Here is a 26,009-nt window from a genome sequence, read left to right as displayed (position 1 = left end):
TCGCAACGGCCGTGCCTGTCAGCCCTGCAGGGACAGCAGGGCATTGGCGCGCTGGGCGTTGTCGTCAGCGCTGTCGATGGCCTTCATCTGCATCTCGTAGCGCCGCGCGTTGTCGATCATCGCCACCATGGCTTCGGTGGCGCTGACGTTGCTGCCCTCCAGGGCTCCGCTGACCAGCCGCGCGGCATCGTCGGCCGCCACTGGCTGGGAGACACCGGTGCCGTCCGGCGGCGCCCGGAACAGGCCGTCCTCGCCGCGCTCGAGCCCGGCATCGCCGGCCGACACCAGCTTCAGACGGCCCACGGCGGCGCTGGTGTCGGGATCCTGCCCCTCCTCCACCACGCTGACGGTGCCGTCGGCGCCGATCGTCACCTCGCTGCCCAGCGGCACCATCAGGGGGCCGCCGTCGCCGATCACCGGATGGCCGGCCACCGTCATCATGCCGTTGCCGTCGATCTGGATATCGCCACGCCGGGTATAGGCTTCGTTGCCGTCGGAAGCCTGCACCGCCAGCCAGGCATCGCCGTCGAGCGCCACATCCAGGCCGCGGCCGGTGCGGGTGACCGGTCCCTGGGTGAAGTCGGCGCCGGAAGTGGCGATCCGCACCGAGGTGCGGGTCGGCAGCCCCTCGCCGTCGACCGTCACGGCCTGCAGCTCCATGAGCTGGGCGCGAAAGCCCGGCGTCACCGCGTTGGCCAGGTTGTGCGTGACCACCGCCTGCTGGTCGAGGCTCTGCTTGGCGCCGCTCATGGCGGTGAATAGCATGCGATCCATGGATCAGGCTCCGTCAGCGGCCGAGGTTGACCGCCTGCTCGAGCACGTCGCTCTGCGTCTTGACCGACTGGGCGTTGGCCTGGAAGTTGCGCTGGGCGATGATCAGGTTGACCAGCTCCTTGGTCAGGTCGACGTTGGAGGTTTCCACCACGCCGCTTTCGAGCGTCCCGAGCTGACCGGCGCCGGCCACTCCCACCAGGGCCTGCCCGGAGGCCGCCGTCTCGATCCAGACGTTGTCGCCCACCGGTTGCAGGCCCTCCGGGTTGCGGAAGCTGGCCAGCTGGATCTGGCCGAGAACCTGGGTCTGCTCGTTCGAATAGTTGCCGACGATGTTGCCGTTCTCGTCCACGGTGAAGCCCACCAGACTGCCGGCGGTATAGCCGTTCTGGGTCAGGCTGGACACCTCGAAGTCGTTGCCGAACTGGGTGGTGCCGGCCAGATCCAGCTCGAAGCCGATGTCGGCGGCGCCGTTGGTCAGGGTGAAGCCGAAATTGCCTGGCGCATAGGCATCGAGCACGCCGCTGGAAGTGAAACTGACGCTCTGCGAGTCTGCCGATACATCTCCGTCAAGGGCGGCATGCACTTCCCAGGTATTGGTGCCGGTCTTGGTGAAGTACAGGGACAACTCATGGGCATTGCCCAGCGAGTCGTAGACCGTGGCGGTGTTGGCATAGGAATAGGTGGCCGGGTCGGTCGCATCGAAGGTCGCCGTCACCGCCTCGGCGCCGGCATCCAGGTTCAGGGTCGCCGCGACCTCGTCCGTGGGGCTGGCCTGCAAGCCATCGGAGGGGATCTGGATGACGCCGTCGGCGCCCATCAGACGCGCGCCCTGGGCATTCTCCAGATAGCCGTCGGAGGTCAGGGTCAGTTGGCCGTTGCGCGAGTAGACCACCTGGCCGCCCTGCTCCAGACGAAAGAATCCCGAACCGCTGATGGCCAGGTCGAGACCGCGGTCGGTGGTTTCCAGGTTGCCGGAGTTGAAGTTCTGCACGACATCAGAGACCCGGGTTCCCAGACCGACCTTGGCGCCGGCATAGACGTCGGCGAACTGGGTGGTGGAACTCTTGAAGCCAACGGTCTGCGAGTTGGCGATGTTGTTGCTCACTACGTTGAGGTTGGTGGAGGCGGCGTTGAGACCACTCAGTGCCTGCGAAAAACCCATGTTCTGCTCCGTGAAGGTTGTGACGGCCGGCTACCCGGCAGAGCGGGTGTCCTGGATCGGCGAAAAATGCTTTTAGAGAATCTGGCGGATATCGGCGAGCGCGACGCTTCCCTGCACTGCGCCCAGGTCCAGCCGCAGCCCCTCGCTGCTGCGGGTGACACCCGAGACTTCGGCGTAGTTCAGGGTAGTGGGCGAGAGGGCCTTGCCATCGGCGCTGGCCTCGATGCTCACTGTGTAGGAGCCGTCCGGGGCCGCGCTGCCGTCGTCCAGCGTGGCGTCCCAGGCGAAGGACTGCACGCCGGCATCCAGTCCGCCCAGATCGAACTGGCGCACCACCTGGCCACTGCTGTTGGTGATGGTCACACTGACCTGATCGGCCGGCTGCTCCAGCTCGATGCCGAACGCCGTCGCCACCTGGTTGCCGACCAGCACCTGGTTGCCCGGCACCAGCACGCCATGCCCGACCAGTGCAGCGGCCTGCAGGGCCTGGCTCTCGTCGATCTGCCCGGTGATGCTTTCCAGCGTCGTGTTCAGTTCCTCGATGCCGTTCAGGGTGTTGATCTGCGCCAGCTGCGAGGTCAGCTCGGCGTTCTCCATGGGCTTGAGCGGGTCCTGGTTCTGCAATTGCGTCACCAGCAGGGTCATGAAGTTTTCCCGCAGCTCTTCGGCGGTGTTCTTGCTCTGCGTCGTGCCGACATTGCCGTTGAGGGCGTTGACGACCGAAGTGTCGATGGTGCTCATGGAAGAATTCAGCCCTCGCCAAGCGTCAGGGTTTTCAGCAGCAGCTGCTTGCTGGTGTTCATCACCTCGACGCTGGCCTGATAGGAACGCGAAGCGGCGATCATGTTGACCATTTCGTGCACCGGCTCGACGTTCGGCAGGCTCACGTAACCCTCTCCATCAGCCAGCGGGTGTTCGGGGCGATACTCCCGCCGCAACGGCGAAGGATCCTCCACGACTTGGGTCACACGCACGCCGCCGATATCCGAACGCCCCCGGACCCGGGTTTCGAAGACCACCTGCCTGGCGCGATAGGCCTGGCCGTCCTCGCCCCCCACGCTGTCCACGTTGGCCAGGTTGCTGGCGGTCACGTTCATCCGCTGCGACTGCGCGGTCAGCGCCGAGCCGGCGATATCGAAGATGCTGAACATCGACATGCTGTCCTACTCCCCGCTCACTCCGACTGCATGGCAGTCTTGAGCCCCTGAAGGCGACTGTTCAAAAAGGTCAGACTGGCCTGGTAACGCACCGTGTTGTCGACGAACTGGGCCCGCTCGCGGTCCATGTCCACGGTATTGCCGTCCAGGCTGGGCTGGTCCGGAACCCGGTAGAGCAGCTCGCGCACGGCGAGCGCCGTCGATGCGCCCTGCAAATGGCGCGTCGAGGTGGTCGCCAGGCGCATGGAGGAAGTACCCCTCCCGCCCTCGACGGCCCTGGCCAGCTCGCGGGAAAAGTCGAAGTCCCTTGCCCGGAACTCCGGCGTATCGGCGTTGGCGATGTTGGCGGCCAACACCTGTTGACGCTGGGTGCGCAGATTCAGGGCTTCCTGCTGAAAGCGCAGCGAGGCATCGAGTTTGTCGAGCATGCCCGCGATTCCCTCCATCGGGATCATTTGGTTGATGGCAGAATAGCGGCACGCCCTCCAGGGCAAAGGCAGAAACAGGCCCGCATTTATCAACCAATTCCGCCCTTGTCCTGGCGGCATTCTTCCTAGAATTTCCGCCTCACCGCCGACGGAACGACCGCATGTCGAGCCTCCCTCTGCTCCGCCTCCTTCTGAAGGGAGTTCTGCCATGCCTGCTGGCCTGGCAGGCAGGCCAGCCAGCCGAGGCCGCACCGGACCCGCTGGAAACCAGAATCAGGGAACTGATCATGCAGCGCCTGCCGATCAGCGAGCGACAGGAACTGCGAATCGAGCTGGAGCGCCCGGCCGCCAGCCTTCCGGACTGCGACGACCCGCAGCCGTTTCTGCCGCAACCCAACCAGCGCCTGCCGGGACGAGTCGCAATAGGCATCCACTGCGCCGGAAACAGCCAGCCAGCCCGCTATCTGCAGGCCTCCGTCGGCATCCGGGGGGAATATGCGGTTGCCCGGCGCACCATCGAGCCCGGCGAAATCATCGAGCCCGGCATGCTTGCGGTGCGCCAGGGCCAACTGGAGCGCCTGCCGCGCAACGCAGCCATTTCCACTGACGAGATCCTCGGCATGCAGGCCGTTCGAGCCATCGCCGAGGGCAGCACCTTCCAGCACAGCGCCCTGCGCGCTCCCGGGCTGATCGAGCGCAACGCCCAGGTTGTCCTCGAGGCCCGGGGACCCGGCTTCATCGTCAGCCGCAAAGCCACTGCACTCGACAGCGGCAGCCTGGACGCCCTGGTGCGGGTGCGCACCGAAGAAGGGGAAATACTGCGCGGCAGGGTCATCGGCCGCAATCGGCTGCAGGCCGGCCACTGAGCCTCGCTTGCGGCCTTCGCATTTTGGCGCGTCGACTGTTCAAGTTTGCCGGCCCAGGGCCGATACTTTGCCTTGGGAACACCGCGAGAGAAATCCACCGTGAAAATCGACAACTCCACTCCGCCAGGCGCCGCACGACCGACCGACAACAGAGAAGCCGGCCTCCGCGTCCGACGCGGCGAAGCCCCGCCGCAAACGGAATCGCCCGCCGCCATCGCCCATCTCGGCCAGTCCGCGGAGACGGATGCCAGCCAGGACATCGACATGGCTCGCGTCATGGAAATTCGCCAGGCGATCGGCGAAGGCCGCCTGCAGATTCGCCCCGAACGCATCGCCGAAGGACTGCTCGAAAGCGTCCGCGAACTGCTCGACGACGGAGTCTGAGCCTTTTCGGACGGAAGGATTTCCATGAGCCTGAGCAAGCATCTCGCCACCCAGCAACAAACCCTGCAGCGCTTCGTCGAGCTGATCGAGGAGGAACGGCGAGCGCTGACCGAAGCAAATGTCGACGGCCAGCACCTGAGCGATCTGGCCGCCGCCAAGCAGGCGCTGCTTGGCGAACTCGAACATCTGGAAAGCCAGCGCAGCAACGCCCAGATCAAGCTTGGCTACGGAGCCGGGCGTCGCGGAGCCGAGCAGGCCGCCAGGGATGCCGGCTGCCTTCCCGCCTGGCAACGGTTGCTCGAACTGGCCAGCCATGCCCAACTGCAGAACCGCCTCAACGGCGATGCCATTCGCACCCGCCTGGGACACAACCAGCGCATCCTGAACTTTCTCCACGAAGCGGCCGGACACTCCCTTTACGGCCCGGATGGACGCTCCCGACGCAGCGGCAGCCTCTCCGGCCTGTCCACCTGAAAGACAGGCCAGGCTGGCTCGCGGCCCCACGGGCAGCACACCACGACAGAACGAACGGAGCGAGAGGACAGGAGAACGACTCTCGCGAACAGACTGGAATTTTCAGACGGGAAACGAAAAAGCCCCGAATTCTCGGGGCTTTTTCGTTCAATATGGCGGTGGAGGTGGGATTCGAACCCACGATACGGTTTCCCGTATACACACTTTCCAGGCGTGCTCCTTCAACCGCTCGGACACCCCACCGGATATCTACGGACCTTCTTGCCCGTCGACGGCGCGCAATTTATCCGAACGACGACCAGAAAGCAAAGCTTTTTTCAAAAAATTCATGCGTTTAGCCAGACAGGCCTATCCGCAATCCGCGTCCGCCGTGACGAAATGGCGCCATCACGGGCCAGGCCAGGGCCAGGGAAACGAAGAGGCTGCTGAAGAACAACTGCACCACGCCCCAAGGATGATGGCTCAGCGGGGCCAGCGCCAAGCCTATCAAGGCCACAAGCGCCAGCCCGGCCAAGCCGGCCCCGGTAGACGCACTGGAAAGTTTGCGCCGAGTCATCGGCATGCCTCCTTTCTCCCAAGAATGCTTCACCGTACTGCGCGGGCGACAGCACAGCCAATCGCTTCTGCCAAAAACTCAATGCACCGCACATTCATGGGCTGGGAGCGAATTATTTTGGGCAATGAATCACCTTGCCCTCTCCGGTCCCGCCCACTTCACAGGTATTCGGACAGACGGCAATGACCGGGAATTCCCGGAAAATGTTCCGATACAACGGGTGCAGTCGCGTAGAGGTCCGGCCACTACAGCCAAATGATATAAAAAAAGAAAAGCGCACGAAAAATTTTCTAAGTCCCCGGAGGGAATCCCTTAAAGTTCTCCTGTGAGTCGGTTCCCCCCGAAGCGCGTGGGCGGCTCATGGCGCAAGACATGCCTTGTAAAAATGACCCCTCATGTCATATCAACAATAAGAAAGGCAGAGCATGTTCAAACATCCTCAGAAAATCAGGCAATTCGGCCTCATCGTTTTCGCCATCATGGTGCTCCTGATCCTGCCCAACCTGGAGCATCTGATGGGATAGAAGGTCGACGTCGTTGCGCCAGCCCCATGGACGTCAATGCACGACCGACAGCCACCATGCCAGCAGCAGCGGAAGGAAACCGAACGCCAGAAAGGTCGAGCACAGCACCAGGCTCGCCACTTTTTCCGGAGAGCGCCCGGCACGCACGGCGAACAGGTAGTTGAATACCGCCACCGGCATGGCCGACTGCATGACCAGCACCCCCTGAGCCAAGGGCGACAACCCCAGCATCAGGCCGACACCCCAGGCCACGCCGGCCCCGCAGAGCAGCCGAAGCGCACCGAGCAGCATGCCCTGGCCAAGCAGGGGGGTACGGATGCTCGCCAGTGACACGCCGAGGGTGACCAGCATCAGCGGAATGGTCATGCCGCCGAGCAGTCCCACGGTATTGTCCAGCCAGCGCGGCAGCTCGAGGTCCAGCAGCAGGATCGGCAGAGCCAATCCGAGACTGATGATGATCGGGTTGACCAACAGTTTCCTGAAGGACTGCTCGGCACCGGAAAGCACCATGCCCAGGGTGAAGTGCCCCACCGAAAGCACCAGGAAAAAAGCCACCGCCAGCGCCAGCCCCTCCTCGCCGAAGGCATAGAGGCTGATCGGCAATCCCATGTTGCCCGAGTTGGGGAACAGGTAGGCGGGCACCAGCACCTTCCAGTCATAGTGCAGCAGCCGGCTGAGCAGCAGGCCGACCAGCCCCATGCAGAAGGTCACCGCCACGCAGGCGGCAGCCATCTGGCCGAAGGCCTGCGGATCGATCTCCGAATTGCTCAAGGTGGACAGCACCAGGCAAGGCGTGCCGATGTTGAGGATCAGCCGGGTGACGAAGTCGGTGGGATAGACATGGCCGAAGCGCACCCAGCCATAACCGACTCCGGCCACGATGAAAATGGGCGCCATCACGGCGAACAACTCAGCCAGCATGGGCCTTTTCCTTACAGATCGAGGGGAGGCGCACATCCTAGCCGCTCCGCCAGGACTTTGACCAACCCGGCCAGCCGCCCTGCAAACGAGCGGCTCTACAACCTTTAGCGGGTGGCTATCTGCAATGTGACAGTTGATTATCTCCCTAACAATCGGTTATCCATTGGCCATGGGCGCTGCGGCGAACGGCCGCAGCAGTCCAGCGAAGGTTCGAGAAGAGCGGCTCCGGCGCCGATCCGCCGGAGCATCAGCGATCCGGGCGAACCCCGCCCGCCGGTTCAGGACCCGGCCCGGCAGGCGGCCAGCCCTTGAAGAGGAGGCTGCAGCATGAACGATTGGGGAGTTGTTTCGGCCAGAGAGGAGTCCCGCATGGACTCGTATCTTGCGGCAGAACTGCTGAACAAGCGGGGCGCGATGGAGCGTACCGCCGTCGCCGATCTGCAATACATTCCGCTGTACCGGGAACTTCGCGAGAAGGTAGGGCTGCTTGCCCAGCGCGCCGAAAGCTGCATCTGCGGAGCCCCGGAGCGGAGCTTTCATCTCGATGTCGCCAGGGCGATCGATTCGGTGATGGGCTTTGCCAGCGGCCGGCCCGCCATCCTGACCGGCGAACAGCGCCGGCTGCTGGCCGACCTGCAGTCCGAGTTCAGCCGCACCTTGCGGCAGAGCCTGAATGCCGGGGAGCGGCACCGCCAGGCGGTGGAGAAGGCCAAGCGGGCCTCCCTCGACTTCCTCGAACGCGCCGGCCGGCCCCTCGCCATGGACCCAGTGGCAGCATAAGGCCCGCCCGGCAATCTGTAGATCTTCGTTGGGCCACCGGCAGGAACGCCCCACTCGAGCAAGGATGCCTCCGAGCCCTCTGTTTACTTGCCGAAGACCAAGCCAGCGCACTGGTTTTCGCTACGCCTTGATCCGCTGGAGTCCCTGCCATCGATACCCAGCCCCCCGCTCCGTCCCCCCTCACTGCCTACCGTCAGGCCGTCGAGCGCGATGGCTTTCAGCCTGACGAGGCTCAGCAGCAGGCGGCCCTGCTGCTGGAGGATTGTCACCAGGCCCTGCACCAGACAGGTCGCCACCTGCCGGTGGCCGGCGTCTACCTCTGGGGACCGGTCGGGCGCGGCAAGACCTGGCTGATGGACAGCTTCCATCGCAGCCTGCGCGTGCCCGCCCGGCGCCAGCATTTCCACCACTTCATGCGCTGGGTGCACCGCAGGCTGTTCCAGCTGACCGGCTCGGCCGACCCTCTGCGCCTGCTGGCCGGCGAGTTGGCCAAGGAACTGCGGGTGCTGTGTTTCGACGAGCTGTTCGTCAGCGACATCGGCGATGCCATGCTGCTGGGTCCGCTGCTGCAGGCGGTGTTCGAGCAGGGCGTGGTGGTGGTCGCCACCTCCAACCAGCCGCCATCGCAGCTGTATGCCGACGGCTTCAATCGCCAGCGCTTCCTGGCGGCCATCGCCGCCATCGAGCGGCACATGCAGGTCGCCCCGGTGGATGGTGGTCAGGATCACCGTCTGCATTGCGGCACGCGCCAGCAACGCTACTGGGTTGCCAATCCAGGCCAGGCGAGCGCTCTGGGCGAGGTCTTTGCGCAACTGACCCGGGGCATGCCGACGACCAGCACTTCCGTCCAGCTGGAGCACCGCCGCCTGTCCGTGGTGCGCCACGGCGCGGCGGCGCTCTGGTGCACCTATGCCGAGCTCTGCGAGCAGCCCTTCTCCGCCTTCGACTTCATTGCCCTGTGCGACCGCTTCCCGGCCATCCTGCTGAGCCAGGTACCCAACCTGAGCGGCCGCCAGCGCGAGGCCCGCATCGCCCGCGGTACCGAGGATGGCGTCGAGCGGGTGGTGGCCGGCGACCGCCAGCTGCCTGCACTGTCCGCCCACGACGATGGCGTGCGGCGCTTCATCGCCCTGGTGGACGAATGCTACGATCGCCGGGTACCGCTCTATCTGGAGGCCGAGGTGGCCCTGGAAGCGCTCTACACCGAGGGCTACCTGTCCTTCCCGTTCCGCCGCACCCTGAGCCGCCTGCAGGAGATGCAGCTGCAGCGCTTCGGCAGCGCCTAGCTCGCCCCCTCCTCCGCCCTGCGAACAGGGCACACCGCTACCGGCAGACCATGAATCACGGCATAGTCGAGCCAAATGCACGGGCGCTTCCGGTCGGCTCAGCTGTCCAACCACCGCCTGTTCGATAGAGCCCTCCAGCCTTGGCAGGAGCAGATCGGGCCGTTCGAACACGGCCGCCTTTCGGCGGCGGCACTGCCTCCAGTCTGCTGGCGGCTCCGATTGCCGCTCATGAAAATCGAGCATACAGCCCCTTGTCTGCCAGAGACGACTGCTACTTCAAGGATGCCCCCATGCGCCATCTCGCCATCCTCGCCTTCCTGCTGATCGCCAGCCTGCCGCTGGCCGCCGCCGAGCTGATCCTCGAGCTGCCCGGAGGTTCGCGCCGCTGGTCCAGCGCCGAGCTGCTTGCCCATCCGCAGACACGCAGCCTGTCGATTCCCGCCGACCCGACCTACCGGCGGGAGATGCATTATCGTGCACTGCCGCTGGCCGTACTCCTCGAGGGCGTACGCCCCGGCGATCACCTGCAGGCCTTGGCGCTGGACGGCTTCGCCGCCGAACTGCCGGCCGCTCCCCTGCTGCGTGAGGATGGCGCCCGTGCCTGGCTGGCCATCGAGGACCCTGCCGCCCCCTGGCCGGAGCTGGGCGAACACAAGGCCAGTGCCGGCCCCTTCTATCTGGTCTGGAGCGATCCCCAGGCGGGCGACATAGGCCCCGAGCAGTGGCCCTTCCAGATCGCCCGGATTCGCCTGCTCGCCCCGCTCGCCGAGCGCTTCCCGGCGCTGCTGCCGGCCGCCGACGCCGATGCCTCCATCCAGGCCGGCCTCGTGCTGTTCCAGAAGCACTGCCTGGCCTGCCACCGACTGAACGGCCAGGGCGATGCCCGGTTCTGGCCTGACCTGAACCTGCCGTACAACCCCACCGAGTACTTTCACGAGGCCTTCCTGCGCCGCTACATCCGCGACCCGCAGGGCTTGCGCCAGTGGTCGCAGGGACGCATGCCGGGCTTTTCCGCGGAGGTTCTCGCCGAGGATGAACTGGATCGCCTGCTGGCCTACCTGCGCCACATGGCCGGGCGCAAGGCCGGCTCCCGATGAACGGGCGGAGCGAGATCGGGGAAAGTCGGGCGGGGGTGGAACGCCGGCCAGGGATTGGCCGGCGCGAAGGACCTAAAGACCGGAATAGGCGGCTTCCTGGGTAACCCCCCAGCCATCGAGCACGCCACCCAGAGGCAGCACCACGGACTCGAGGTCATGCTCGAAGTTGTCGATGCCGGAGTAGGTGGCATACATCACCTTGCTCACCTGCAGGTGCCAGGCACCGTCATCACGGGCAGACACCTCCGTCCTCAGGGATTCGCCGCGAAAATTTCTGGCCGCCATGCGGGCCCGCTCCTCGTCGGGGAAGATGGCGTAGAACTCGATGGGGTGGACGCGGGCAAAGTCGAATCCGCCCTCCTTCATGCGGCGCAACACGACGCCGCTGACATCATCCGGGAAGGTGTTGTTGCTCATGAAAACGACCCCCTCTCAATGATGAATCGGTTGATATGCAGCTGTTTCGGAAAAACGCGACAGCTGAAATCCGCCGCCGCCTCCGTAGGATAGCCCCATCCCCGGCTGGCGGCCTAGCGGATCGGCAGATCCGTCGGGCGATTCGACAGGAGGCGGCCTCAGCAGTTGCCGGGTTTGCCGACAGCCTGCAGCACGTACTGCGGCAGGGCGAAGGCGCCCTGGTGGATTTCCGGGTTGTAGTAGCGGGTCACGATGCCGCTGCCGGCGAAGCGCTGGCGCAGGATGTCCAGCTGCACCCGGCGCGAGGCGGCGTCGCAGGCACCCCAGGCGAAGGTCATGGCGCCGCCGATGTAGGTCGGCACCGCGGCCTGGTAGAAATGCCAGTCGGCGAACAGGCCGTTCATCCGCTGCGCGGTGGTCTGCACTTCACCCAGCTGCATGAAGGGCGTGCCGTTCTGGGTGACCAGGATGCCGCCGTCGTTCAGGCAGCGCCGGCAGGCCTGGTAGAAGTTCTCGGAGAACAGCACCTCGCCCGGACCGATGGGATCGGTGGAGTCGGAAATGATGACGTCGAACTTGTCCTCGGTGGTGGCGACGAAGCGCATGCCGTCGTCGATCACCAGGTTCAGGCGCGGATCCTCGAAGGCGCCCCTGGAGTGGTTGGGCAGGAATTCCCTGCACATGTCCACCACGGTGGCATCGATCTCTACCATGGTGATGTGCTCGACACTCCGGTACCGACACACCTCGCGCAGTATGCCGCCGTCGCCGCCGCCGACGATCAGCACGCGCCGCGCCGCGCCGTGGGCGAGGATCGGCACATGGGTGAGCATCTCGTGGTAGATGAACTCATCGGCCTCGGTGGTCTGGATCACCCCATCCAGGGCCATCACCCGGCCCATGCGGGCATTCTCGAAGATCACCAGGTGCTGATGTTCGGTGCGTACCTCATGGAGCAGCTTGTCCATGCGAAAACGCTGACCGTATCCGTCGTAGAGAGTTTCCTGATAGTCGCTCATGGCTCGGCTTCCCCTGAAGCTGGCTGACTGGAACGCTGGCCCCCGGCTCTGCGGGCCGGGTCTGCGCAAAGGGGCGCATTCTACGTTGGCCGGGATGACAGTTGGAACCTTGCCGCGCCAGAGAGCGGTCTTCGGGCGGAAGCACCAGCAGCCTGCCGCTGCCTCAGCGCAACCCTGCACTGGAGTTGGCGCTGCGCGGCCCCATAAAGACCCAGATGATCAGGCCGAGGACCGGCAGAACGGCAATCAGCAGCACCCAGAGCACTTTCTTGGTCGTGTCAGTCCGGCTGCGCACGACGTGGACGATGGCCCAGATATCCAGCGCCAGGATAATCAGACTCAAAAGGCCGCGAAGGACATCCATCGGATGCACTCCTTTCCAGGATCAGTTACCTAGTTAGGATGGCGCGGCTTGGCGATGGTTCAGCGCCGTTTCAAAAAGCCGTCGGCTCGATCGCCGCAAAGCTGACCACGGCCGGGTGCCCGGCCAGTTCGCCACCCTCGCGCGCCAGGCCGCAGGTGCACATACCGGCCGCACGGGCGGCGTCGAGCTCCTGCACCACGTCGGAGAGAAACAGGATCTCCCCCGCCGGGCGGCCGATGGCCTCGGCGATGCGCGCATAGGACGCCGCCTCGCGCTTGGGCCCGCTGGTGGTGTCGAAGTAGCCGGAGAACAGCGGCGACAGGTCGCCGGCCTCCGAGCAGCCGAAGATCAGACGCTGCGCCTGGATCGAGCCGGAGGAGTACACGTAGAGGTCGTATCCCCCGCTCTTCCAGCGACGCAGCGCGGCCACGGCATCAGGATAGACATGCCCCTTGAGCTGGCCGGCGCGATAGCCCTGCTCCCAGACCATGCCCTGCAGCGCCTTGAGCGGCGTGGCCTTGCGATCCTCGGCGATCCAGCCGAGGAGGATCTCGATGACCCGCTCGACATCAGCGTCCGTCTCGCCGCTCTCGGCACGCACGGCCTCGAGTTGGGCGGCGACCTCCGCCTCGCCGGCATGCGCGCGGACGAACGCCGGCAGGTGCTCCCGGGCATAGGGGAACAGCACGTCGAAGACGAAGCTGACCGCACTGGTGGTGCCTTCGATGTCGGTGAGGATGGCTCGGATCGGCATGTCAGTCTTCCAGCTCGGGAAAACGGTGGGCGATGGGGTCGCCGGTGAACTGGGCAACCCAGCCTTCCGGGTTGTTGAACAGACGGATGCAGACGAAGTGCGGATGCTCGCCCATGTCGAACCAGTGACGGGTGCCGGCCGGCACCGAAATCAGGTCGTTGCGCTCGCAGAGCATGGCGTACACCTCGTCGCCGACATGCAGCGAGAACAGCCCGCGCCCGGCGACGAAGAAGCGCACCTCGTCTTCGCCGTGGATGTGCTCGTCGAGGAACTTGGCGCGCAGTTGATCCTTCTCTGGGTGCCGGTCGGTCAGGCTGACCACGTCGACGGCGACGTAGCCGCCCTCGGCCTTCAGCCGCTCGATCTGCGTGCGGTAGGCGGCGAGCACCTCCTCCTGGCTGGCGCCGGGAGCGATCGGCGCCTCGGCCTGCCAGCGCTCGAAACGCACGCCGACCTTGGCCAGGGTGGCGGTGATGTCCTCGCCATGATTGAGGATCTTGTAGGGCTGGGCGGGATGGTCGTCACGGTAGACGCTCAGGGAACTCATGGGGCAGATCTCCTTGTTCGTGGGGCCGGCCGGGCAGACGCGGCGCTGGCCAGTCGGCTCAGACGCGCTGCAGGGCACGCATTTGCAGTTCGCAGTCGAAGAGGAACTCGAAGGCCTCCACCTGGCGCAGGGCATCGCTCATGCTGGCCCCCCAGGTGTAGAGGCCGTGGCCGCGGATCAGGTAGCCGACGCAGTCGGGATGCTCGTCCAGCCAGGGCTGCACTTGGCGGGCCAAGCGGGCGATGTCCTGATCATTGTCGAAGACCGGCACGCAGACCTGGCACTCGTGGGTGGTGATGCCGGCGAAGGCTTTCTGCAACTCATAGTCGGCGAACACCAGGGAGTCGCTCAGGGTCAGCCGGGAGAGCACGGTGGCGTTCACCGAATGGGTGTGCAGCACCGCGCCGATCTCTGCCTTCCAAGTGTACAGCTGGGTGTGCAGCAGGGTCTCGGCCGAGGGCTTCTTGCCCGGCTCCAGGCTGTTGCCGGCCATGTCGGTGACCAGCACGTCGTCCTCGCCGAGCTGGCCCTTGTGCTTGCCGGAAACGGTGAGCAGCGCCTCGCCGGGCGACAGCCGCGCCGAATAGTTGCTGCTGGTCGCCGGCGACCAGCCGCGACCGTACAGGAAGCGCCCGGCCTCGATGATCTGCTGGGCAAGTTGTGCGCGGGTCAGGCTCATGGCCTCTCCTCTCTCAAACGGGTGGCGACGATGATGGCGGCGGCCAGCGCCGCCAGGCTGGCCAAGGCGAAGGTCAAGGCCGGACCGAGGCTCGTCCAGCTGTAGCCGGAATACAGCGCTCCGAGGGCGCCGCCGACCCCGGACAGGGTCGCATACAGGGCCTGGCCCTGTCCCTGCTGGCGGGCGCCGAAACTGCGCTGCACGAAGTGGATGGCCGAGGCATGGAAACAGCCGAAGGTCGCCGCATGCATCAGCTGGGCGAGCAGCAGAACGAGCAGATGCTCGGCCAGATTGCCCAGCAGCAGCCAGCGCAGCGCGGCCAGCAGGAAGCTGGCCAGCAGCAGCTGGCGCAGGGAGAAGCGTCGCAGCAGTGCAGCCATCGCCAGGAACAGCAGGATCTCCGCCAGCACACCGAGGGCCCAGAGCTGGCCGATCAGCCCGCGGCCGTAGCCCAGGTTCTCCAGATGGAGGCTGAGGAAGGTGTAGTAGGGGCCGTGGCTCAGCTGCATCAGCGCCACGCAGGCATAAAAGGCCAGCACCCCCGGGCGGCGCAGCTGGGCGAGAAAACCGCCCTGCCCCTCCAGGCCCGCCCGAAGCTCCGGCTGGGCATTGGGCACCCAGCAACTGCCGAGGACGATGCCGCCCATGATCAGCACGATCACCCAGGGGAAGATGGCCAAGCCGACCCATTCGAACAGCTGGCCGAGCCCGACCACGGCAACGATGAAACCGATGCTGCCCCACAGGCGCAGCTGGCTGTAGCGCGCCGACTGTTCGCGCAGATGGGCCAGGGTGATCACCTCGAACTGCGGCAGCACGGCATGCCAGAAGAAGGCGTGCAGGGCCATCACCAGCGCCAGCCAGGCGTAGCTCTGGCCGACAAAGATCAGCGCGAAGGAGCCCAGCGTGCAGACCGCGCCCAAGCGCACGATGGCCAGCCGCCGGCCGCTCGCATCGCCCAGCCAGCCCCACAGGTTCGGCGCCAGGCAGCGCATCAGCATGGGAATCGCCAGCAACTCGCCAATGCGCGCGGCGGAAAAGCCCAGGTGGTCGAAATACAGCGAGAAAAACGGCGCCGTCGCGCCGAGCAGGGCGAAGTAGAAGAAATAGAAGCCGGAGAGGCGCCAGTAGGGCAACGCGGGGGTCATGGTCTGACAGTAGCCCGGGTTGAGCGCAGCGATACCCAGGGCCTCGAGCGTTGGCTATCGCTGCACTCACTCCAACCGACCGTTCGCTTCACAGTTGTGGCAGCACCGGCGTGTTGACGCTGACCCCGGCGTTCTGCGCACGGTGGCGCAGCAGGTGGTCCATCAGCACCATGGCCATCATCGCCTCGGCGATCGGCGTGGCGCGGATGCCGACGCAGGGGTCGTGGCGGCCCTTGGTGATCACTTCCACGGGATTGCCGTGGATGTCGATGGAACGGCCGGGGGTGGTGATGCTGGAGGTCGGCTTGAGCGCCAGGTGGGCGACGATCGGCTGGCCCGAGGAAATGCCGCCGAGGATGCCGCCGGCATTGTTGGACAGAAAGCCGTCCGGGGTCAGCTCGTCGCGGTGCTCGGTGCCGCGCTGGGCGATACAAGCGAAGCCGGCGCCGATCTCCACACCCTTGACCGCGTTGATGCTCATCAGCGCATGGGCCAGCTCGGCATCCAGACGGTCGAAAATCGGCTCGCCCAGACCCGGCGGCACGCCTTCAGCGACCACGGTGATCTTGGCGCCTACCGAATCCTCGTCACGACGCAGCTGATCCATGTAGGCTTCCAGCTCCGGCACCTTGTCCGGATCGGGACTGAAGAAGGCGTTCTCTTCCACCGACTCCCAGCTCTTGAAGGGAATCTCGATCGGGCCGAGCTGGCTCATGTAGCCGCGCACCACTACCCCCTGGGTCGCCAGGTACTTCTTGGCGATGGCGCCGGCCGCCACGCGCATGGCGGTTTCGCGCGCCGAGCTGCGCCCGCCGCCGCGATAGTCGCGGATGCCGTACTTGTGATGATAGGTGTAGTCGGCGTGGGCCGGACGGAACAGGTCCTTGATCGCCGAGTAGTCCTTGGACTTCTGGTCGGTGTTGCGGATCAACAGGCCGATCGGACAGCCGGTGGTCTTGCCCTCGAACACGCCGGAGAGGATTTCCACCGCGTCGTCCTCCTGGCGCTGGGTGGTGTGGCGGCTGGTGCCGGGCTTGCGCCGGTCGAGGTCGCGCTGCAGGTCGGCAGCCGAAAGCTCGAACCCGGGCGGGCAGCCGTCGACGATGGCGACCAGGGCCGGGCCGTGGCTCTCGCCGGCAGTGGTGACAGTGAACAGCTTGCCGTAGGTATTGCCGGACATGCAGGGCTCCGCGAACAATCAGCCAGATCGAAGGTGTGCGAGTATACCTAGGGGGCCCTGCCAGTTCATCCTCCGCACCCCGCGCCAGCCGGCGCGCCGCCATAGCGGTCCAGCATGCTGCGAGTATTCCTGCTGTTTCTGCTCCTTGCGACGGGCTCCGCCCACGCCCGGACCATCCTGCACCGGCCCATCGAGCTGGCGACTCCGAGCGGCGTACTGTACGGCTCGCTGCTACTGCCGCAAAGCGACAAGCCCGTCCCGGTGGCTCTGCTGATCGCCGGCTCCGGCCCCACCGACCGCAACGGCAACAATCCGGCCGGACGCAACGACAGCCTCAAGCGCCTGGCCGAGGCCCTGGCCCAGCGCGGCATCGCCAGCGTGCGCTACGACAAGCGCGGCGTCGCCGCCAGCCTGCCCGCCGCACCGGACGAGCGGATGCTGAGCGTGGAAGGCTACGTTGCCGATGCCGCTGCCTGGGGGCGCAAGCTGGGCGCCGACCCGCGTTTTTCCCGGCTGGTAGTGATCGGTCACAGCGAAGGCGCGCTGATCGCCAGCCTGGCTGCCGAACAGGCCGGCGCCGCCGCGCTGGTTTCCATCGCCGGCAGCGGCCGGCCGATCGACCAGGTGCTGATGGAACAGCTGAGCACACGCCTGCCGCCGCCCCTGCTGGCCTTCAGTGCGGCGCTGATCGAGGAGCTCAAGGCGGGACGCACCCACGAGCGGATTCCCGAGCCGCTCGTAGTGCTGTTTCGCCCCAGCGTGCAACCCTACCTGATCTCGCTGTTTCGCCAGGACCCGGCGGCGGCCTTCGCCCGGCTGCGCATCCCGGCGCTGATCGTCCAGGGACGCCACGATATCCAGGTCGGCATGAAGGATGCCGAGGCTCTCAAGACCGCCAAGCCCGACGCCGAGTTGCTGGCGATCGACGGCATGAACCATGTGTTGCGCATCGTCCCGGCGGATGCGCAACGCCAGCTGCCCTCCTACGACAAGCCGGAACTGCCGCTGGCCAGCGCCCTGGGCCAGGCAATCGGCGACTTCATCCTGCGGGACGAGCAGCCGAGTGCACCCGGACACCAGGGATCAAACAACTAGGCCTGAAGCCGTGCGCGGAACAGCTCCTGATATTCGCGGCACTGGGCGGCAGCCAGCAGGAAAACGCCATGCCCGCCCTGGTTGAACTCCAGCCAGGTGAAATCCACCTCCGGATAGAGCGCCTCCACATGCACCTGGCTGTTGCCCACCTCGACGATCAGCACGCCCCGCTCGGTCAGGTGGTCGGCCGCCTCGGCCAGCATGCGCCGCACCAGGTCCAGGCCATCCTCGCCACAGGCCAGCCCCATGGCCGGCTCGTGATGGTATTCCTTCGGCATGTCGGCAAAGTCCTCGGCATCCACATAGGGGGGGTTGGAGACGATCAGGTCGAAGCGCTGCCCCGGCAGACCGGCGAAACCATCGCCCTGTACGGTATAGACACGCTCGTCGAGGCCATGGCGCTCAATGTTCCGATTGGCCACCTCGAGCGCATCGAAGGACAGGTCGGCCAGCACCACTTCGGCCTCGGGAAATTCGTAGGCACAGGCGATGCCGATGCAGCCGGAACCGGTGCAGAGGTCGAGAATCCTTGCCGGCTCGTGCGGCAACCAGGGCGCGAAGCGCTGGCCGATCAGTTCGGCGATGGGCGAGCGCGGTACCAGCACCCGCTCGTCAACCAGGAACGGAAGACCGCAGAACCAGGCCTCGCCGAGCAGATAAGCGGCCGGGATACGTTCCTCGATGCGACGCTGGAGCAGAGTGCCGAGATGCATGCACTCATCCTCCTCGAGGCGACAGTCCAGATAGCCATCGGCCATTTCCCACGGCAGATGCAGGGCACCGAGCACCAGTTGGCGCGCCTCGTCCCAGGCATTGTCGGTGCCGTGGCCAAAATACAGCTCTTCGGCATGAAAACGGCTGACCGCCCAGCGAATATAATCGCGCAGGGTGCGCAGGCGGGTCGGAATAGCTGACATGGGGGATCTCCAAGCCCAAAAGCGGGCATGTTAGCAGGCGGCAGGACTTGCCACGGCAGGATCAGGCCATGCCCGCATAGAGATCCGTGGCGGTTGGCTGATTGACTCCGCTGCGGCAGACCGAAACTCCAGGGGCTCAGCCAGGCTTGCTGCGACGAGCCTGAAGCATCTATAGCCAGTGCCGGCTCAATCGGTACCCGGAGCCCAGCCCTCACCCCCATCTCGTAGACTTAAGGTGATATTGATTCACTTCTGCCGGCAGGAAGGAGACAATCTGCGCCGTTTTCCATGGAGGAGCCACCATGCCCCAACCACAAACCCTGATGCAGATCACGGGCCGCAGCTTTGCACCGGCCCATCTGAAGAATGCCACCCTGCTCATCATTGATGCGCAGGAAGAGTATCGCAGTGGCGTCCTGCGCCTGCCCGGGCTCGAATCTGCGGTTGCAGAAATCGCCAGCCTGCTGGCTGCCGCCCGTGCCGCAGGCACTCCGGTGGTGCATGTGAAGCACCTCGGCATTCCCGGAGGCTTTCTCGATCCACAGGGCACGCGTGGCCAGCCCATCCCGGAAGTCGCCCCGCTGCCAGGGGAAATCGTCGTAGAGAAGCGCTTGCCGAACGCCTTCTCCGGTACCGACCTGCACGATCGGCTGCAAGCAATCGGTCGCCTGGACCTGATCGTCTGCGGTTTCATGACCCACTCCAGCATCAGCAGCACGGTGCGCGCTACCAAGGACTACGGGTATCGTTGCACCCTGGTGGACCAGGCCTGCGCCACCCGTGACCTGCCAAGCCCGAGCGGAACCATCAGTGCCGAGCAGGTCCACCGTATCGAGATCGCCAGTCTCGCCGACAACTTTGCGGCCGTAGTACCCAATACGAAGGCACTGCTCTAGTTCAACCGCTCAACCAGAGCAGAGCACCGGCGGCAGGCATTCCATGCTCGGCGACAAACTGTACTGCCGGTTGTCGAGCAGGCCTCGGGCCAAGACCTCAGCGGAGGAGTTCTCAATGAAGTCGCCCGACGAATCCACCCCCCCTCAGACAAGCGCGAACAGACTACGGATTGGTCGCTGGCACCTTGGCGCTGCGCTTGCGGCACTGCTTGCCTCATTGGGCATAATGCTCGCCATGGCTGGCACCGCCTCCCTGCTTGGCCGGGCCCCAGCTCCCGGACCAGACATCGACGACCCTGCCCTATCCTTCGGCCTTGCCGCTCTCCTCCTGGCCCTCGGCCTTCTGCTGCTCTGGGCGGGCATCCGAGCCTGGCGCATTTGCCGCCGCGGCCTGCGATCCGCGCGACACCCCAGTCCTTCCACTGGCGCACGAAAAAAGCACGGCTGACGCCAGAGGGCATCCATTGGTTACACTAGGTGTCCTTCGCGGAGGCCAGCCCATGTCCGATGACGATTTTTCTCTGTTCCAATCTGCCCTTCATGGCGTCAAGCCGCTGCGCCAGGATGATCGCGCCGATACCGGCGCTCCCCAGCGCGACCATCGGCAAATCGCCAGTCGCCGCCAAGCCGCCATGCAACAGGTCGAAGTGCAGAAAGTCGACGGCCTGTCCGATCAGTTCGTCATCGATGTGGCTGCCGAAGATGACCTCCATTGGGCACGTGACGGCGTTCAGGAGGGCCAGATGCGCAAGCTCCGGGCTGGACAGATCACCTTCGAGGGTAGCCTAGATCTGCATGGCATGACGGTGGAGAAAGCCCGCGAAACACTTTGGGGCTTTCTCGCTGAAGCTACCAGGCTGGAAGTGCGCTGCGTGCGTGTCACCCATGGCAAGGCTGCCCGCCTGGACGGCAGGCGACCTATGGTCAAGAGTCACGTCAACACTTGGCTGCGCCAGCATCCGCAGGTGCTCGGCTTTGCCTCCTGCCTGCCCCGCCATGGCGGCACCGGCGCTGTCTATGTACTGCTCAAACGCACCATGCTTGACGGACGCGACGAATAGCAGGAGCCCGCCAGCGTGCTTGCAAGCCTCGTCGCCCCCCCCTAACCTGCACGCTCGTGTATCTTATCTAAAAGCTCTCGCAGGAATATCCATGTCCCTGGAACAGCAGTACACCGCGATTCTCGCCCACCTCGGCGAGGACATTTCCCGTGAAGGCCTGGTCGACACGCCCAAGCGCGCAGCCAAAGCCATGCAGTACCTCTGCCGCGGCTATCAACAGACTCTCGAGGAAGTTGTCAACGGCGCCCTGTTCAGCTCGGACAACAGCGAAATGGTGATGGTGAAAAACATCGAGCTGTACTCGCTCTGCGAGCATCACATGCTGCCGTTCATCGGCAAGGCACACGTAGCCTATCTACCCAATGGCAAGGTTCTAGGCTTGTCGAAGGTCGCCCGCATCGTCGACATGTATGCACGACGCCTGCAGATTCAGGAGAACCTTACCCGCCAGATTGCCGAAGCCGTGGAGCAGGTCACTGGAGCTTCGGGCGTTGGAGTGGTGATCGAAGCGCAACATATGTGCATGATGATGCGCGGCGTGGAGAAACAGAACTCCACTATGGTCACCTCGGTCATGCTTGGCCACTTCCGCAGCAATGCAGCTACTCGCAGCGAATTTCTCAGCCTGATCAACTGAGCTTACGGGCAGGATCAGCGATCGGGTGCTGGCGGCCAACGGCTCGATCTCCGAGGTGGCCGAACGCCTTGCGGTGAGCGAGTCCTACGTGTTGCGGGCTTGGGCGCGACAGCGGCTGGGCCTGATCAGCGCTGGAGTCCAGTGCAACGTAACCGTCCGGCCAAGTCATCTGGCTTGAACCCGCCAGGCTAAGAGAGGGTGTCCACCTGTTTATCGTGGATACCATTTCAAGGCTTTCAAGCGGGGAATCATGCAGCGACGTTCTTATTCCAAGGCCTTCAAGGCGCAGGTCGTGCAGGAGTGCAGCCTGCCCGGCAACTCGGTTGCCAGCGTGGCCCTGAGCCACGGCATCAATACCCATGTGGTTCATCGCTGGAGAAGACTGGCAGCCTGCCCTCCGCCGCCCGAAGCAGTGCCCGCCTTTCTCCCGGTGGCGCTGGAGCCGCTGGTTCAGTCGGCGACTTCCGACCAGGCGGAGATCCGCATCGAGATTCCCCATCGCCGTACAAGCCTGACCGTGCACTGGCCGGCGGGCGATGCCGAAGGCTGTGCCCGGTTCGTGCGCGAGCTCCTGCAATGATCCGCATCGATGCCATCTGGCTCGCCACCGAACCGCTGGACATGCGGGCCGGAACGGAAACGGCCCTGGCCAGGGTGGTGGCGGTCTTCGGTGCGGCGAAGCCGCACAACGCCTACCTGTTCGCCAACAAACGAGCCAACCGCATGAAAATGCTGGTTCACGATGGTTTCGGTGTCTGGCTGGCCTCGCGCCGGCTGAGCCGGGGCCGCTTCGTCTGGCCAGGCAGCTGGCAGGGGGCCCAGCTTGAACTGAGCGCCGAGCAGCTTCAGGCCCTGGTGGTCGGGCTGCCCTGGCAGCGGGTCGGATCGGGGGCCGAAATCCGCCTTTTATGGTTGGCCGTCAGGTGGTGCCTGCCGCGCAATTGACCGAACGGCCTATCGTCGATAGCGGTCAAGGCAGGCACACTCGGCGCCATGACTTCTGCCTGCTTCGATCATCTGACGCCCGAGCAACTGCGCGAACTGGCGGCGCAGTTGACGCAGCGTGTCGCCACGCCTCGACCAGCAAGTCCACTATCACAAGACCCGCGGCGATCAGCTGGCTCACGAAATTGCCGTCCTCAAGCGGCATCGGTTTGCCCGGCGCAGCGAGCAGCTCGGTGCTGCCCAGCTCAGCCTGCTGGACGATCTGCTCGATACCGATATCGCAGCCATCGAAGCCGAGCTCGAGGAACTGGCTCCGGCTCCCGCCGCTGCCGAGCCACGCCGGCAGCCCAGGCGCACGGCCTTGCCGCCGCAGTTCCCCCGCACGCTGATCCATCACGAGCCGGACAACACGCAGTGCTCCTGCGGCTGCCAGCTCAAGCGCATCGGTGAAGATGTCAGCGAAAAGCTCGACTACACCCCGGGCGTCTTCACGGTGGAGCGGCATATCCGCGGCAAATGGGTCTGCGAGCGGTGCGAAACCCTGATCCAGGCGCCGGTTCCGGCCCAGGTGATCGACAAGGGCATCCCGACCGCCGGGCTGCTGGCCCAGGTCATGGTGGCCAAGTTCGCCGATCATCTGCCCCTGTACCGGCAGGAAAGGATCTTCGCCCGGGCCGGCCTGGCCATCCCGCGCTCGACCCTGGCGCAGTGGGTCGGCCGCTGCGGCGTACAGCTGCAACCGCTGGTCGATGCGCTGCGGGACAGGGTCCTGGAGCAGAACGTCGGCCATGCCGACGAGACCCCGGTGCAGATGCTCGCGCCGGGCATGAAGAAAACCCAGCGCGCCTACGTCTGGGCCTACGTTCCCAGCCCGTTCGCCGGGCTGCGCGCAGCCGTCTACGACTTCAGCCCCAGCCGTGCCGGCGAGCATGTCCGCACCTTCCTGGGCGACTGGAAAGGCAAGCTGGTCTGCGACGACTTCGCCGGTTACAAGGCCTGCTTCGAGCAGGGCGTGACCGAGATCGCCTGCATGGCCCATGCCCGGCGCAAGTTCTACGACCTGCATGTCGCGAACCAGAGCCAACTGGCTGAACAGGCCCTGCGCCACATCGGTCGGCTGTATGACGTCGAGCGCGAGGTACACGACTTGCTGCCCGATGAGCGACAGCGAATACGCCAGGAAAAAGCCAAGCCCATCGCCGATGCCCTGCACGGCTGGATGCTCGCCCAGCGCCGGTTGGTGCATGAAGGCACGGCCATCGCCAAGGCACTCGACTACAGCCTCAAGCGCTGGACGGCCCTGGTGCGCTATCTCGATGACGGCATGGTCGCCATCGACAACAACGGGTGTGAAAACCAGATCCGCCCGTGGGCCATCGGCCGTGCGAACTGGCTGTTCGCCGGCTCGCTGCGCAGCGGCAAACGTGCGGCTGCGCTCATGACACTGACTCAGTCAGCGCGGTTGAACGGCCATGATCCGTATGCCTATCTGAAAGATGTGCTGACCCGGCTGCCGACGCAGAAGGCCAGTGGGCTCACCGAGCTGCTGCCGCACAACTGGATGCCTGCCAGCAAGGTGTAATCCCCAGCCGCTTACTGCCGTGGCTCAGGGCCACGCTGGCAACCGAGTTGCCGGGCAGGCTGCACTCCTGCACGACCTGCGCCTTGAAGGCCTTGGAATAAGAACGTCGCTGCATGATTCCCCGCTTGAAAGCCTTGAAATGGTGTCCACGATAAATAGGTGGACACCCTCTCTTAGCCTGGCGGGTTCAAGCCAGATGACTTGGCCGGACGGTTACAGTGCAACCACGTGCTCCCTCGACTCACCTTCGTCTGTGCGCTGCGCAGCGAAGGCCTGTTCGCCCCGCTGGTCCTCGATGGACCGATCAACGGGCGAGCGTTTCGCGCCCGGGTCGAGCAAGCGCTGGCGCCGGAGACATCGTGGTGATGCACAACCTCGGCTCGCACAAGGTTGCTGGCGTGCGATAGGCCATTAAGGTGCGAGATGCCAAGCTGCGCTATTTGCCACCCTACAAAACCCCATCGAGCAGGTGTTCGCGAAGCTGAAGGCGTTGCTGCGCAAGGCCGCCGCCCGTACGACCGATGCTCTGTGGTCGGCGATCGGCACGCTGCTCAAGCGCTTCACGCCCGCCGAGCGCGAACGTTAGTGTGCGCCATTGTGGCTACGGCCAATCAGGATGAAAGCAATGGGATGGACTCCTCCTCATCCCACTCGGCGCCGATGCGCCAAGATGGCAGGTGTGAGTCGCCAGCCATCTTCAGGTTGAGGAGAAGCCCAATGAACATTACCCGGGTCGGTGTCGATATCGCCAAGTCAGTGTTCCATGTGCATGGCGTGGACCGCCACGACCAGGTCCACTGGCAGGGTAAATACTCCCGCGAGACGTGGCTGGAAGCCCTATCGAAGCGGGTCCCCACCGGGGCTGAAATCGGCATGGAAGCCTGTGCGTCCTCGCATCACTGGGCCCGGGAGCTCCAGCAGCGTGGCTATCGCGTCAAGCTCGTTGCCGCTCAGTTCGTGAAGCCCTACGTGAAGAGCAACAAGAACGACCGAGTCGATGCCGAGGCGATCTGCGAAGCGATGAGCCGCCCCAGCATGCGCTTCGTGGCGGTCAAGACCGCCACCCAGCAGGATATCCAGGCCGCGCATCGTATCCGCGAGGAACTGGTTGGCCAGCGTACCGCGAAGGCCAACCAGATCCGTGGCCTGATCGGCGAGTACGGCCTCGTTGCCCCAACCGGCGTCCAGCGGCTGCGATGCGCTTTGCCACGCTGGCTGGAGGATGCCGAAAACGGCTTGTCCGATGCTTTCCGTGCGCTACTCGCCGGGCTGGCCGAGGATCTCCGCTACCTGGATGAGCGCATCGCCATCCTCGACGAGCGTATTGCCAGGAGCGTCAAGGACGATCCGGTGGCCCAGCGGCTGCTGGCCTTGCGGGGCATCGGGCCGCTCACCGCCAGTGCCCTGTCCGGCGCACTGGGCGATGGCCGGGCCTTCCGCCGAGGGCGTGATTTCGCGGCATCCCTGGGGCTGACGCCAAGGCAGCACAGCACTGGAGGGCGAGACCGACTGCTGGGCATCAGCAAACGCGGCGACAGCTATGTACGCAAGCTGTTGGTCCACGGCGCCCGGGCGGTACTACGCCATGCAGCCGCCAAAGACGCAGATACAGATGGGCCTGCTCACGACGAGTTTCATTCAGCAGGTCCTTATACTGGGTGCCCTCCTTCTTCAGGCAGCGCTGCAGGGTGCGCTTGCTGATGCAAAGCGCTGCCGCAATATCTTCGATGGTTGGTTCGCCACTGGCCAGACGCTCCATAATCAGCTGCTGGACACGCCAAGTGCTCAATTGAGAGACCTGCTCATGCAGGCGCTGCTCGGCGAAGCGCTCATGCATACTTGCCAGGGCAGCATCTGCCGTGCTCAGGGGAGAGTCCAACTGAGCTGCATCGAATAAAATGGAATAATTAGAGGAGTTGAATTGCATGGGGCATCGCAGAATACGATAGTACTCTGCCGTATCAACCGGCTCGGGATGCATAAACTCGACACACAACGGGGTGAACTGCGAACTCCCACACAACCAACGCAGGTAGGAAATCAAGGCTGCCATCCCAATATCATGGAACTGCCGCGGTATGCCTTTGCTGCCACCGTGACGGTTACTGTTCAGGCGATAGACACTGCCCTCCCGATGCAGGGAAAAATCGGCGCCATTGTCGATCAACGAGCAGTAACGAACAAGATGCTGCAAGGCGCACTTCAAATCAGGGCTCGACATCATCACATAGCCCACCACGTCGTAAATGCCGGGCTTGACCAGCCCATAGGCCTTGAGCCCTATGTCCGGGTTGCCGCTCTGCAGCACCGCCCTGCTCAGGATTCTCGAAAGATCCTTGACCCGACAACTGCCCATGTC

31 protein-coding genes, 1 tRNA gene and 3 pseudogenes are annotated in these 26,009 nt (G+C 64.8%); 16 read left to right on the top strand and 19 right to left on the bottom strand.

Annotation, left to right across the window (positions count from 1 at the left end; genetic code table 11):
- Window positions 1-18: 18 nt before the first annotated feature.
- The 5 genes from ACG10_RS09300 to flgB all read right to left on the bottom strand — a co-directional run bounded on the left by ACG10_RS09300 (window position 19) and on the right by flgB (window position 3,521).
- On the bottom strand, window positions 19-774 hold the full coding sequence (locus tag ACG10_RS09300) for a flagellar basal body rod protein FlgF (protein ID WP_089167992.1): 756 nt from the start codon (window positions 772-774) through the stop codon (window positions 19-21).
- A gap of 13 nt (window positions 775-787) precedes the next feature.
- Entirely contained in the window at window positions 788-1,936 is a 1,149-nt protein-coding gene (gene flgE, locus ACG10_RS09295) for a flagellar hook protein FlgE (RefSeq protein ID WP_089167991.1), read from the bottom strand.
- A 72-nt stretch (window positions 1,937-2,008) separates the two neighbouring features.
- Window positions 2,009-2,677, bottom strand: a complete 669-nt coding sequence (gene flgD / locus ACG10_RS09290) for a flagellar hook assembly protein FlgD (RefSeq protein WP_089167990.1) — start codon at window positions 2,675-2,677, stop codon at window positions 2,009-2,011.
- 8 nt (window positions 2,678-2,685) lie between these two features.
- On the bottom strand, window positions 2,686-3,093 hold the full coding sequence (flgC, locus tag ACG10_RS09285) for a flagellar basal body rod protein FlgC (RefSeq protein ID WP_089167989.1): 408 nt from the start codon (window positions 3,091-3,093) through the stop codon (window positions 2,686-2,688).
- A gap of 17 nt (window positions 3,094-3,110) precedes the next feature.
- Complete coding sequence (gene flgB, locus ACG10_RS09280) at window positions 3,111-3,521, bottom strand: flagellar basal body rod protein FlgB (RefSeq protein ID WP_089169836.1); 411 nt, start codon at window positions 3,519-3,521, stop codon at window positions 3,111-3,113.
- 161 nt (window positions 3,522-3,682) lie between these two features.
- Between flgB and flgA the strand changes: the two genes are divergently transcribed.
- From flgA to ACG10_RS09265, 3 genes are all read left to right on the top strand, one after another.
- Window positions 3,683-4,387: a flagellar basal body P-ring formation chaperone FlgA gene (gene flgA / locus ACG10_RS09275; protein WP_089167988.1), complete on the top strand. Its 705-nt coding sequence runs from the start codon at window positions 3,683-3,685 to the stop codon at window positions 4,385-4,387.
- Window positions 4,388-4,486: 99 nt separating this feature from the next.
- On the top strand, window positions 4,487-4,771 hold the full coding sequence (gene flgM / locus ACG10_RS09270; RefSeq protein WP_089167987.1) for a flagellar biosynthesis anti-sigma factor FlgM: 285 nt from the start codon (window positions 4,487-4,489) through the stop codon (window positions 4,769-4,771).
- 24 nt (window positions 4,772-4,795) lie between these two features.
- On the top strand, window positions 4,796-5,245 hold the full coding sequence (locus ACG10_RS09265; protein WP_089167986.1) for a flagella synthesis protein FlgN: 450 nt from the start codon (window positions 4,796-4,798) through the stop codon (window positions 5,243-5,245).
- A gap of 153 nt (window positions 5,246-5,398) precedes the next feature.
- Here the strand turns inward: ACG10_RS09265 and ACG10_RS09260 are convergent.
- From ACG10_RS09260 to ACG10_RS09250, 3 genes are all read right to left on the bottom strand, one after another.
- A tRNA-Ser gene (locus ACG10_RS09260) sits at window positions 5,399-5,488 on the bottom strand.
- A gap of 91 nt (window positions 5,489-5,579) precedes the next feature.
- Window positions 5,580-5,801 carry a hypothetical protein gene (locus tag ACG10_RS09255; RefSeq protein ID WP_089167985.1) on the bottom strand — a complete coding sequence of 74 codons (222 nt, stop codon included), beginning with the start codon at window positions 5,799-5,801 and terminating at the stop codon, window positions 5,580-5,582.
- A gap of 557 nt (window positions 5,802-6,358) precedes the next feature.
- Window positions 6,359-7,246, bottom strand: a complete 888-nt coding sequence (locus tag ACG10_RS09250; protein ID WP_039804407.1) for an AEC family transporter — start codon at window positions 7,244-7,246, stop codon at window positions 6,359-6,361.
- A 369-nt stretch (window positions 7,247-7,615) separates the two neighbouring features.
- Here ACG10_RS09250 and ACG10_RS09245 point away from each other — a divergent pair, with 369 nt between their 5' ends.
- The 3 genes from ACG10_RS09245 to ACG10_RS09235 all read left to right on the top strand — a co-directional run bounded on the left by ACG10_RS09245 (window position 7,616) and on the right by ACG10_RS09235 (window position 10,409).
- Window positions 7,616-8,026, top strand: coding sequence for a hypothetical protein (locus tag ACG10_RS09245; RefSeq protein WP_232487221.1), 411 nt, complete (start codon window positions 7,616-7,618; stop codon window positions 8,024-8,026).
- A 149-nt stretch (window positions 8,027-8,175) separates the two neighbouring features.
- Window positions 8,176-9,312: a cell division protein ZapE gene (zapE, locus tag ACG10_RS09240; protein ID WP_089167984.1), complete on the top strand. Its 1,137-nt coding sequence runs from the start codon at window positions 8,176-8,178 to the stop codon at window positions 9,310-9,312.
- A 290-nt stretch (window positions 9,313-9,602) separates the two neighbouring features.
- Window positions 9,603-10,409: a c-type cytochrome gene (locus tag ACG10_RS09235; protein ID WP_089167983.1), complete on the top strand. Its 807-nt coding sequence runs from the start codon at window positions 9,603-9,605 to the stop codon at window positions 10,407-10,409.
- A gap of 72 nt (window positions 10,410-10,481) precedes the next feature.
- Here the strand turns inward: ACG10_RS09235 and ACG10_RS09230 are convergent, their stop codons facing one another.
- The 8 genes from ACG10_RS09230 to aroC all read right to left on the bottom strand — a co-directional run bounded on the left by ACG10_RS09230 (window position 10,482) and on the right by aroC (window position 16,517).
- Window positions 10,482-10,826, bottom strand: coding sequence for a ribonuclease E inhibitor RraB (locus ACG10_RS09230; RefSeq protein ID WP_039804413.1), 345 nt, complete (start codon window positions 10,824-10,826; stop codon window positions 10,482-10,484).
- Between the two features lie 158 nt (window positions 10,827-10,984).
- On the bottom strand, window positions 10,985-11,845 hold the full coding sequence (speE, locus tag ACG10_RS09225) for a polyamine aminopropyltransferase (protein WP_089167982.1): 861 nt from the start codon (window positions 11,843-11,845) through the stop codon (window positions 10,985-10,987).
- A gap of 163 nt (window positions 11,846-12,008) precedes the next feature.
- Window positions 12,009-12,209, bottom strand: a complete 201-nt coding sequence (locus tag ACG10_RS09220; protein WP_039804417.1) for a PLD nuclease N-terminal domain-containing protein — start codon at window positions 12,207-12,209, stop codon at window positions 12,009-12,011.
- Between the two features lie 70 nt (window positions 12,210-12,279).
- On the bottom strand, window positions 12,280-12,963 hold the full coding sequence (mtnC, locus tag ACG10_RS09215) for an acireductone synthase (protein WP_089167981.1): 684 nt from the start codon (window positions 12,961-12,963) through the stop codon (window positions 12,280-12,282).
- A gap of 1 nt (window position 12,964) precedes the next feature.
- Window positions 12,965-13,510: a 1,2-dihydroxy-3-keto-5-methylthiopentene dioxygenase gene (locus ACG10_RS09210; RefSeq protein WP_039804421.1), complete on the bottom strand. Its 546-nt coding sequence runs from the start codon at window positions 13,508-13,510 to the stop codon at window positions 12,965-12,967.
- Window positions 13,511-13,568: 58 nt separating this feature from the next.
- Complete coding sequence (locus tag ACG10_RS09205) at window positions 13,569-14,189, bottom strand: methylthioribulose 1-phosphate dehydratase (protein ID WP_089167980.1); 621 nt, start codon at window positions 14,187-14,189, stop codon at window positions 13,569-13,571.
- Window positions 14,186-15,337, bottom strand: coding sequence for an MFS transporter (locus ACG10_RS09200; RefSeq protein ID WP_089167979.1), 1,152 nt, complete (start codon window positions 15,335-15,337; stop codon window positions 14,186-14,188). Before ACG10_RS09200 ends, ACG10_RS09205 begins: the two co-directional genes overlap by 4 nt.
- Before the next feature lie 88 nt (window positions 15,338-15,425).
- Complete coding sequence (aroC, locus tag ACG10_RS09195; RefSeq protein ID WP_039804427.1) at window positions 15,426-16,517, bottom strand: chorismate synthase; 1,092 nt, start codon at window positions 16,515-16,517, stop codon at window positions 15,426-15,428.
- A gap of 114 nt (window positions 16,518-16,631) precedes the next feature.
- Between aroC and ACG10_RS09190 the strand changes: the two genes are divergently transcribed.
- Window positions 16,632-17,612 carry an alpha/beta hydrolase gene (locus tag ACG10_RS09190; RefSeq protein ID WP_039804429.1) on the top strand — a complete coding sequence of 327 codons (981 nt, stop codon included), beginning with the start codon at window positions 16,632-16,634 and terminating at the stop codon, window positions 17,610-17,612.
- Here the strand turns inward: ACG10_RS09190 and prmB are convergent.
- Window positions 17,609-18,529: a 50S ribosomal protein L3 N(5)-glutamine methyltransferase gene (gene prmB, locus ACG10_RS09185; protein WP_089167978.1), complete on the bottom strand. Its 921-nt coding sequence runs from the start codon at window positions 18,527-18,529 to the stop codon at window positions 17,609-17,611. The two genes, ACG10_RS09190 and prmB, sit on opposite strands and share 4 nt — an antisense overlap.
- A gap of 302 nt (window positions 18,530-18,831) precedes the next feature.
- Between prmB and ACG10_RS09180 the strand changes: the two genes are divergently transcribed.
- The 7 genes and pseudogenes from ACG10_RS09180 to tnpC all read left to right on the top strand — a co-directional run bounded on the left by ACG10_RS09180 (window position 18,832) and on the right by tnpC (window position 23,650).
- The gene (locus tag ACG10_RS09180; protein WP_039804433.1) at window positions 18,832-19,425 is read left to right on the top strand and encodes a cysteine hydrolase family protein; all 594 of its coding nucleotides are present in this window, start codon (window positions 18,832-18,834) and stop codon (window positions 19,423-19,425) included.
- 115 nt (window positions 19,426-19,540) lie between these two features.
- Complete coding sequence (locus ACG10_RS24355) at window positions 19,541-19,873, top strand: hypothetical protein (protein ID WP_232487220.1); 333 nt, start codon at window positions 19,541-19,543, stop codon at window positions 19,871-19,873.
- A gap of 52 nt (window positions 19,874-19,925) precedes the next feature.
- The gene (locus ACG10_RS09170) at window positions 19,926-20,486 is read left to right on the top strand and encodes a Smr/MutS family protein (protein WP_089167977.1); all 561 of its coding nucleotides are present in this window, start codon (window positions 19,926-19,928) and stop codon (window positions 20,484-20,486) included.
- 91 nt (window positions 20,487-20,577) lie between these two features.
- Window positions 20,578-21,123: a GTP cyclohydrolase I FolE gene (gene folE / locus ACG10_RS09165; RefSeq protein ID WP_039804438.1), complete on the top strand. Its 546-nt coding sequence runs from the start codon at window positions 20,578-20,580 to the stop codon at window positions 21,121-21,123.
- Window positions 21,124-21,373: 250 nt separating this feature from the next.
- Entirely contained in the window at window positions 21,374-21,703 is a 330-nt protein-coding gene (gene tnpA, locus ACG10_RS09160; RefSeq protein ID WP_089167976.1) for an IS66-like element accessory protein TnpA, read from the top strand.
- Window positions 21,700-22,068 (top strand): IS66 family insertion sequence element accessory protein TnpB, encoded by a 369-nt coding sequence (gene tnpB / locus ACG10_RS09155; RefSeq protein ID WP_157731427.1) that lies wholly within the window; start codon window positions 21,700-21,702, stop codon window positions 22,066-22,068. Before tnpA ends, tnpB begins: the two co-directional genes overlap by 4 nt.
- Before the next feature lie 48 nt (window positions 22,069-22,116).
- Window positions 22,117-23,650: pseudogene (tnpC, locus tag ACG10_RS09150) on the top strand (IS66 family transposase).
- On the opposite strand, the gene ACG10_RS24890 reads toward tnpC, so the two are convergent.
- Window positions 23,604-23,765: a transposase gene (locus tag ACG10_RS24890; protein ID WP_157731426.1), complete on the bottom strand. Its 162-nt coding sequence runs from the start codon at window positions 23,763-23,765 to the stop codon at window positions 23,604-23,606. The pseudogene tnpC and the gene ACG10_RS24890 sit on opposite strands and share 47 nt — an antisense overlap.
- A 128-nt stretch (window positions 23,766-23,893) precedes the next feature.
- Here ACG10_RS24890 and ACG10_RS24350 point away from each other — a divergent pair.
- Both ACG10_RS24350 and ACG10_RS24345 read left to right on the top strand, forming a co-directional pair.
- Window positions 23,894-24,236 (top strand): annotated as a pseudogene (locus ACG10_RS24350) (transposase); the annotation flags it as partial.
- Between the two features lie 131 nt (window positions 24,237-24,367).
- Window positions 24,368-25,351: an IS110 family RNA-guided transposase gene (locus ACG10_RS24345; protein ID WP_408608437.1), complete on the top strand. Its 984-nt coding sequence runs from the start codon at window positions 24,368-24,370 to the stop codon at window positions 25,349-25,351.
- 223 nt (window positions 25,352-25,574) lie between these two features.
- Here the strand turns inward: ACG10_RS24345 and ACG10_RS24885 are convergent.
- Window positions 25,575-26,006: pseudogene (locus tag ACG10_RS24885) on the bottom strand (AraC family transcriptional regulator ligand-binding domain-containing protein); the annotation flags it as partial.
- Window positions 26,007-26,009: the final 3 nt, after the last annotated feature.

This window comes from Azotobacter chroococcum, from assembly GCF_002220155.1.
In the GTDB taxonomy this organism is placed as follows: Bacteria; Pseudomonadota; Gammaproteobacteria; order Pseudomonadales; family Pseudomonadaceae; genus Azotobacter; species Azotobacter chroococcum.
The sequence above is the reverse complement of the archived record's forward strand: the minus strand, read 5'-3'. Positions and strand labels throughout refer to the sequence as shown.

Coding starts and splice junctions, on each gene's coding strand:
- ACG10_RS09300 (WP_089167992.1), bottom strand. CDS start 774: ATGGATCGCATGCTATTCACCGCCATGAGCGGCGCCAAGCAGAGCCTC.
- flgE (WP_089167991.1), bottom strand. CDS start 1,936: ATGGGTTTTTCGCAGGCACTGAGTGGTCTCAACGCCGCCTCCACCAAC.
- flgD (WP_089167990.1), bottom strand. CDS start 2,677: ATGAGCACCATCGACACTTCGGTCGTCAACGCCCTCAACGGCAATGTC.
- flgC (WP_089167989.1), bottom strand. CDS start 3,093: ATGTCGATGTTCAGCATCTTCGATATCGCCGGCTCGGCGCTGACCGCG.
- flgB (WP_089169836.1), bottom strand. CDS start 3,521: ATGCTCGACAAACTCGATGCCTCGCTGCGCTTTCAGCAGGAAGCCCTG.
- flgA (WP_089167988.1), top strand. CDS start 3,683: ATGTCGAGCCTCCCTCTGCTCCGCCTCCTTCTGAAGGGAGTTCTGCCA.
- ACG10_RS09265 (WP_089167986.1), top strand. CDS start 4,796: ATGAGCCTGAGCAAGCATCTCGCCACCCAGCAACAAACCCTGCAGCGC.
- ACG10_RS09255 (WP_089167985.1), bottom strand. CDS start 5,801: ATGACTCGGCGCAAACTTTCCAGTGCGTCTACCGGGGCCGGCTTGGCC.
- ACG10_RS09250 (WP_039804407.1), bottom strand. CDS start 7,246: ATGCTGGCTGAGTTGTTCGCCGTGATGGCGCCCATTTTCATCGTGGCC.
- ACG10_RS09245 (WP_232487221.1), top strand. CDS start 7,616: ATGGACTCGTATCTTGCGGCAGAACTGCTGAACAAGCGGGGCGCGATG.
- ACG10_RS09235 (WP_089167983.1), top strand. CDS start 9,603: ATGCGCCATCTCGCCATCCTCGCCTTCCTGCTGATCGCCAGCCTGCCG.
- ACG10_RS09230 (WP_039804413.1), bottom strand. CDS start 10,826: ATGAGCAACAACACCTTCCCGGATGATGTCAGCGGCGTCGTGTTGCGC.
- speE (WP_089167982.1), bottom strand. CDS start 11,845: ATGAGCGACTATCAGGAAACTCTCTACGACGGATACGGTCAGCGTTTT.
- ACG10_RS09220 (WP_039804417.1), bottom strand. CDS start 12,209: ATGGATGTCCTTCGCGGCCTTTTGAGTCTGATTATCCTGGCGCTGGAT.
- mtnC (WP_089167981.1), bottom strand. CDS start 12,963: ATGCCGATCCGAGCCATCCTCACCGACATCGAAGGCACCACCAGTGCG.
- ACG10_RS09210 (WP_039804421.1), bottom strand. CDS start 13,510: ATGAGTTCCCTGAGCGTCTACCGTGACGACCATCCCGCCCAGCCCTAC.
- ACG10_RS09205 (WP_089167980.1), bottom strand. CDS start 14,189: ATGAGCCTGACCCGCGCACAACTTGCCCAGCAGATCATCGAGGCCGGG.
- ACG10_RS09200 (WP_089167979.1), bottom strand. CDS start 15,337: ATGACCCCCGCGTTGCCCTACTGGCGCCTCTCCGGCTTCTATTTCTTC.
- aroC (WP_039804427.1), bottom strand. CDS start 16,517: ATGTCCGGCAATACCTACGGCAAGCTGTTCACTGTCACCACTGCCGGC.
- ACG10_RS09190 (WP_039804429.1), top strand. CDS start 16,632: ATGCTGCGAGTATTCCTGCTGTTTCTGCTCCTTGCGACGGGCTCCGCC.
- prmB (WP_089167978.1), bottom strand. CDS start 18,529: ATGTCAGCTATTCCGACCCGCCTGCGCACCCTGCGCGATTATATTCGC.
- ACG10_RS09180 (WP_039804433.1), top strand. CDS start 18,832: ATGCCCCAACCACAAACCCTGATGCAGATCACGGGCCGCAGCTTTGCA.
- ACG10_RS24355 (WP_232487220.1), top strand. CDS start 19,541: ATGAAGTCGCCCGACGAATCCACCCCCCCTCAGACAAGCGCGAACAGA.
- ACG10_RS09170 (WP_089167977.1), top strand. CDS start 19,926: ATGTCCGATGACGATTTTTCTCTGTTCCAATCTGCCCTTCATGGCGTC.
- folE (WP_039804438.1), top strand. CDS start 20,578: ATGTCCCTGGAACAGCAGTACACCGCGATTCTCGCCCACCTCGGCGAG.
- tnpA (WP_089167976.1), top strand. CDS start 21,374: ATGCAGCGACGTTCTTATTCCAAGGCCTTCAAGGCGCAGGTCGTGCAG.
- tnpB (WP_157731427.1), top strand. CDS start 21,700: ATGATCCGCATCGATGCCATCTGGCTCGCCACCGAACCGCTGGACATG.
- ACG10_RS24890 (WP_157731426.1), bottom strand. CDS start 23,765: ATGCAGCGACGTTCTTATTCCAAGGCCTTCAAGGCGCAGGTCGTGCAG.
- ACG10_RS24345 (WP_408608437.1), top strand. CDS start 24,368: ATGAACATTACCCGGGTCGGTGTCGATATCGCCAAGTCAGTGTTCCAT.